Source organism: Synechococcus sp. H60.3 (assembly GCF_047462295.1).
Classification (GTDB): domain Bacteria; phylum Cyanobacteriota; class Cyanobacteriia; order Thermostichales; family Thermostichaceae; genus Thermostichus.
Genome location: NZ_JANSIY010000048.1, coordinates 1 through 5,336, shown reverse-complemented (window position 1 = coordinate 5,336; position 5,336 = coordinate 1). Strand labels below are relative to the sequence as shown.

Annotated in this window: 5 protein-coding genes; 4 read left to right on the top strand and 1 reads right to left on the bottom strand. The window is 60.4% G+C overall.

The features are described 5' to 3' along the window. Positions 1–142 precede the first annotated feature (142 nt). From NW841_RS06865 to NW841_RS06855, 3 genes are all read left to right on the top strand, one after another. Positions 143–610, top strand: coding sequence for an SRPBCC family protein (locus NW841_RS06865; RefSeq protein WP_414385937.1), 468 nt, complete (start codon positions 143–145; stop codon positions 608–610). Positions 611–683: 73 nt separating this feature from the next. Further along, positions 684–1,187 (top strand): GNAT family N-acetyltransferase, encoded by a 504-nt coding sequence (locus tag NW841_RS06860; RefSeq protein WP_414365611.1) that lies wholly within the window; start codon positions 684–686, stop codon positions 1,185–1,187. Positions 1,188–1,307: 120 nt separating this feature from the next. Beyond that, on the top strand, positions 1,308–3,407 hold the full coding sequence (locus NW841_RS06855) for a thioredoxin domain-containing protein (protein WP_414385936.1): 2,100 nt from the start codon (positions 1,308–1,310) through the stop codon (positions 3,405–3,407). Positions 3,408–3,470: 63 nt separating this feature from the next. Here NW841_RS06855 and NW841_RS06850 read toward each other — a convergent pair whose 3' ends face one another. Next, positions 3,471–3,893 (bottom strand): Fur family transcriptional regulator, encoded by a 423-nt coding sequence (locus tag NW841_RS06850; protein ID WP_414365609.1) that lies wholly within the window; start codon positions 3,891–3,893, stop codon positions 3,471–3,473. 201 nt (positions 3,894–4,094) lie between these two features. Here NW841_RS06850 and NW841_RS06845 point away from each other — a divergent pair, with 201 nt between their 5' ends. Beyond that, on the top strand, positions 4,095–5,282 hold the full coding sequence (locus tag NW841_RS06845) for a metallophosphoesterase family protein (protein WP_414385935.1): 1,188 nt from the start codon (positions 4,095–4,097) through the stop codon (positions 5,280–5,282). Positions 5,283–5,336 lie beyond the last annotated feature (54 nt).

Genomic DNA, 5,336 nt, shown 5'->3' with positions numbered 1-5,336 from the left:
AAAAGCGCGGAGCCCCAAACTTTCATGAGGCCGATAATGCTATCTTAGGTCAGTGTGAAACTTTGTAAAGGCAGGGATCCCGCCCGGAGGCGTTGTGGCCAAGCCCTGGGATAGTTCTGCCGAATGTCGTGTGGGAGGCCCCATGTCCGAGTCCGATTGGTTAGAGCACACCTGTCAGGTGGAGGTGCCGGTTCCCATCGAGCAGGTGTGGGAGCTGTGGGCCAACCTTGCCCTCATGCCGCGCTGGATGAAGTGGATCCGCTCAGTGGAACTGCTGGATCACGAGCTATCGCGGTGGACGCTGGATACGCGCGGCCTCACCTTCAGTTGGATCTCCCGCACCCATACGGTGGTGAAGCATCAGCACATTGGCTGGCAATCGGTAGAAGGGCTTCCCAATCGGGGGGCGCTGCGGTTTTACGATCGCAAGGGCAGTACTATTGTCAAGCTGTCGGTGGCCTACAAGATCCCGGGACTCCTCGGCAAAATCTTGGACAGCCTGTTTGTGGGCAAAGTGGTGGAGAGTACCATTCAAGCGGACCTGGAGCGCTTCAAAGCCTATGCTTTGGAGCAGGCGGCGCGGGCCGCCGACAATGCCTCCACTGGCTAGCCTCGATCTTGCTGCAGTTTTCTGCTGCCCAGTCAACCGTTGCTAACCTTCCCTGTTGCCCAAGGTCTGCTTCATGTCCGATCCCTCCCTCGAGTCTGTCGTCGTTCTCTCTCATCAGCCGGTGGACAACCGCAACATTCGCTTCTCCCTGAAGCGAGACGATCTGGATCTGGATCAACTCCTAGTGTTGTTGAACCGCAACGCCTTTTGGGCCCAGAATCGCCGGCGGGAAGAGATGGAACGGGCCATCGCCCACAGCCACCCGGTGGTCAGCGTCTGGGACGGGGAGCGCCTCATTGGCTTTGGTCGCGCTACCTCTGACGGGGTTTACCGGGCTGTCCTCTGGGACATTGTGGTTGATCACGAGTATCGACGGCAGGGCATTGGGCGCAAGCTGGTGGAAACCCTGATCAGCCATCCCCACCTGCAGTCGGTGGAGCGCATCTACCTGTTTACCACCCATCAGCGTGGCTTTTACGAGCAGATCGGCTTTGTGGAAAACCCCAGCACCACTTTAGTTTTGTACGGTCGCTCGCCGGAGCTCTTGCTGACCCCTGCCGAACAGGCGCAGGCTTGAAAGGGGATCCCCGGGGCAAGGGGGAGGCGTGGGTGAGTGTATCTTGAACAACAGTGGGTTAGCTCGGCCTTGAGGAGAGGACGCGCTAGCCTAAAGCAAAAAGGGTGAGAGGGTGTACCTATGGCCAATCGCCTTGCCACGTGTTCCAGTCTTTACCTGCGCAAGCACGCCGAGAACCCGGTGGATTGGTGGCCTTGGATCCCGGAAGCTCTGGAGAAAGCCCGGGCTGAGGACAAGCCGATTTTTCTGTCCATCGGCTATTCCAGTTGCCATTGGTGCACCGTCATGGAGGGGGAGGCTTTTTCCAACCCGGAGATCGCCGCCTTCCTCAATGCCCATTTTTTGCCCATCAAGGTGGATCGCGAGGAGCGGCCTGATCTAGACAGCATCTACATGCAGGCGCTGCAGCTCATGAGTGGGCAGGGGGGGTGGCCCCTCAATGTCTTCCTCACGCCCGAGGACCTGGTGCCGTTCTATGCGGGCACCTATTTTCCGGTGGAGCCCCGCTTTGGCCGCCCGGGGTTTCTGACCGTACTGCAGCGCATCCTCCAGTTTTACCGCCAGGAAAAAGACAAAATCGAGACCATGAAGGGCCAAATCTTGGCGGCCCTGACCACCCTCAGTGACCTGGTGCCGGAAGACCATATTCCCCCTGATCTGTTGCGCTCCGGGATCCCCAAAATCCAACCTTTGCTGAGCAACGCCGGAGCGGTGCAGCAGTTCCCCATGATGCCCTACGCCCAGTTGGTGTTGCGCTCAGCTCGCTTCGACCCACCGGAAGGGATCCCTGGCTCGCCAACGGCGCTGGAACGGGCCAAGGAGCGAGGGATGGCCTTGGTGTTGGGAGGGATCTTCGACCATGTGGCCGGCGGGTTTCACCGCTACACCGTGGATCCCACCTGGACGGTGCCCCACTTTGAAAAAATGCTCTACGACAACGGGCAGATCTTGGAGTTTCTCTCTGAGCTGTGGGCCCACGGGATCCAGGATCCAGCTATCGAGCGGGCGGTGCGCCTGACGGTGGAATGGGTGGCGCGGGAGATGACTGCCCCTGCCGGATATTTCTACGCTGCCCAGGATGCCGACAGCTTTGCCCGGGCGGAGGACGACGAGCCGGAGGAGGGCGAGTTCTACGTTTGGCGCTGGCAGGAGCTGCAGGATCTGCTGGATGAAGCAACCTTCCGCGCCCTGCAGCAGGCTTTTTTCTTGTCGCCCAATTTCCCCGATCGGCCCGGCTGCATCGTCTTGCAGCGCAAACAGGGGGGGGAACTGCCGCCGGAAGTAGAGACCGCCTTGACCACCCATCTGTTTCAAGCCCGCTACGGCTCCACAGAGCGGAGAACTCCCTTCCCACCTGCGGTAGATGCCCGCTCGGCCCGCCAGCAATCCTGGCCAGGACGCATTCCGCCCGTCACTGATACCAAGATGATCGTCTCCTGGAACGGCCTGATGATCTCTGGACTGGCGCGGGCCTACCAGGTGTTTGGCGACGAGGATTATCTGCAGTTGGCCCTGCGGGCTGCCCAATTCATCCTCAGCCAGCAGCGCCACCCCCAGACGGGATCCCTGCTGCGGTTGAACTACGATGGCACAGCCCAGGTACCTGCCCAATCGGAAGATTACGCCCTGCTGATCAAGGCCCTGTTGGATCTGCACCAGACCTGCCTGCCGCTGGGGGGGGATCCCAGCTCCCAGGACTGGCTGGAGGCCGCCATTCGGCTGCAGCAGGAGATGGACACACGACTGTGGGATGAGGCCAGAGGGGGGTACTTTGTCAGCGACGCCCAAAGCGCCCCTGAACTGTTGGTGCGGGAGAAAGAATTTCAGGACAACGCCACGCCCGCGGCCAATGGGGTGGCTATCGCCAACCTGGTGCGCCTGGCTGCCATCACCGGAGATCTGGACTACTTGGAGCGGGCAGAGCAGGCCCTGAAAACCTTTGCCCATGTCATGAGCACCCAGCCGCGCACCTGCCCCAGCCTCTTTGCCGGCTTGGATTGGTACAGCAACTGGGTGAAAGCAACCCTAGAGGCCGAGCACATTGCTGCGCTGCAGCAGCGCTCTTGGCCCACCACTGTCTTCGCCCTGCCCACGGAAGCGGAGCCGCTGCCAGAAGGGGCGCTAGGCTTGGTGTGCTGGGGCAGCAAGTGTCTGGCTCCGGCCAGCTCGCTGGAACAAATCCAGTCCCAGATTAGCAAGGGCCAGAACCGGGCCTACTGACAGCGGTTCAGCCTTCTCCAGAACAAGCCGGGATCCCTTCTGCTCTACCCAAGCCGCTACGGCTTAGCTCTGGTTCTCCACCCCAAAAAACTCGATGCGGTAGCTCTGGATGCGAGTGCCTGTCTTCTGCTCTACCTGGGCCAGCAGCTCCGGCGGCAGCTCCACATCCACGTCCAGAATGCGGTTGCTGTCCAGACAGTTGACATGGCTGTGAGGATGGGTACGATTGCCGTAGCGGCGCCCATCGGCGCGATCCAGGCACTCGATAATGTTGTGGCTGGCCAGGGCCTCCAGATTTTGATAGACGGATGTGTGGCCAATGGGCTTGCCCTGCCGATTGAGGCGATCGTAGATCTCTCGAGCGGAAAGGTGCTCGCCGCATTGCCACAGCAGTTCCAAAATATAACGACGCTGCCGGCTAAGGCGCAGATTGCACTCCCGGCATCGCTCCAAAGCAGCTTCCAAAGAGTCTACAGGGCGAGGCATGGGCAAACCTCAAGTCATACCGAGTCTGAGATAGCCAGTTGCTCATTTGTACTAGTCTAACATTTGCAAGTCGAAGTTTCTGAAGATTTGTTGCAAAATCTCCGCTGGCATAGACCTCTCCAAGCAGTGTGCAGAAGAAGTGGGGTCAATTATTGACGATATCCCTTCTACAATACCGCTGGGGTGTTGAGGAGAAGCAGGATGCGGCGGCGCCAAATGATCTTGGGCTTTTTGGGACTAGCCGGCAGCAGTGGATTGGTGGGGGCCTATTGGGCCAGTCGGCAGCGTCCTACTGCGGTACCTCTGTCCGCGGTGGTGGGAGGGGCGGCGCCCCCTACCCCTCGACCTACGCCCACGGTTGTCCCCCATCCAGAAGCTCCCCAGGGCCTTTACATCCCAGCCCGCCGCGACCTCCGCCTAATGGTGCTCAGCGACCTAAACGGCATCTACGGCTCGGTGGACTACGACCCAGAGGTGGATCGGGCTATCCGCCTCATCCCCTACTTCCAGCCGGATATCGTCTTGGGCGGAGGGGACATGGTGGCCGGGCAAGATCCCCGCCTCTCGGAGGAGCGCATCCGTGCCATGTGGGCAGCCTTCGACCGGCATGTGGCCGGCCCGCTTCGTGCTGCCAAACTGCCCTACGGCTTCACGCTGGGCAACCACGATGCGTCCTGTGCCCGCACCACGCGGGGCGGTTTTCTCTTCCAAAAAGAACGGGATCTGGCCCGCGAGTTTTGGAACGACCCGGCCCACGATCCCGGTTTGAACTTTGTGGATCGAGGCGACTTTCCCTTTTATTACACCTTCGAAAAAGACGGGGTGTTTTACCTAGTCTGGGACGCCACCTGCAACTACATCCCGCCGGAACAGATGGCCTGGGCGGAAGCAGCACTGGCCAGTGAACGAGCCCAGAAGGCCAAGTTGCGCATCGTCATCGGCCACCTGCCGCTTTACGCCATCACCGTCGGGCGTGACGATCCGGGAGAAGTGCTGCTAGAGGCAGACGCCAAACGGGCCCTGCTGGAGAAATATCGCGTCCACACTTACATCAGCGGCCACCACCACGGTTACTATCCCGGCCACAAGGGACAACTGCAACTGCTCCATTGCGGCATTCTTGGCGCCGGCCCCCGCCCCCTCCTGAATAGCCCCCTGCCTCCCCGCAAGACTCTCACCCTCATCGATGTGGACTTCGACACTCCGGAGGTTACCTACTACACCACCTACCACATGCGGGATCTGAGCGTGATCGACCAAGCCGAGCTGCCCCGCTTCATCACCGGCCACAACGGCCTGGTGCTGCGCCGCGATGTTAACTGGGACAACCTCACCCCCGAAGAAATCGCCACCTGCCGCGCCCGCATCGGATCCCTGTGCCACGATTGACCGGAAAAAAGTGGTGCAGGCCCCAGCATTTATGCCCGGGGATAAGCTACTTAA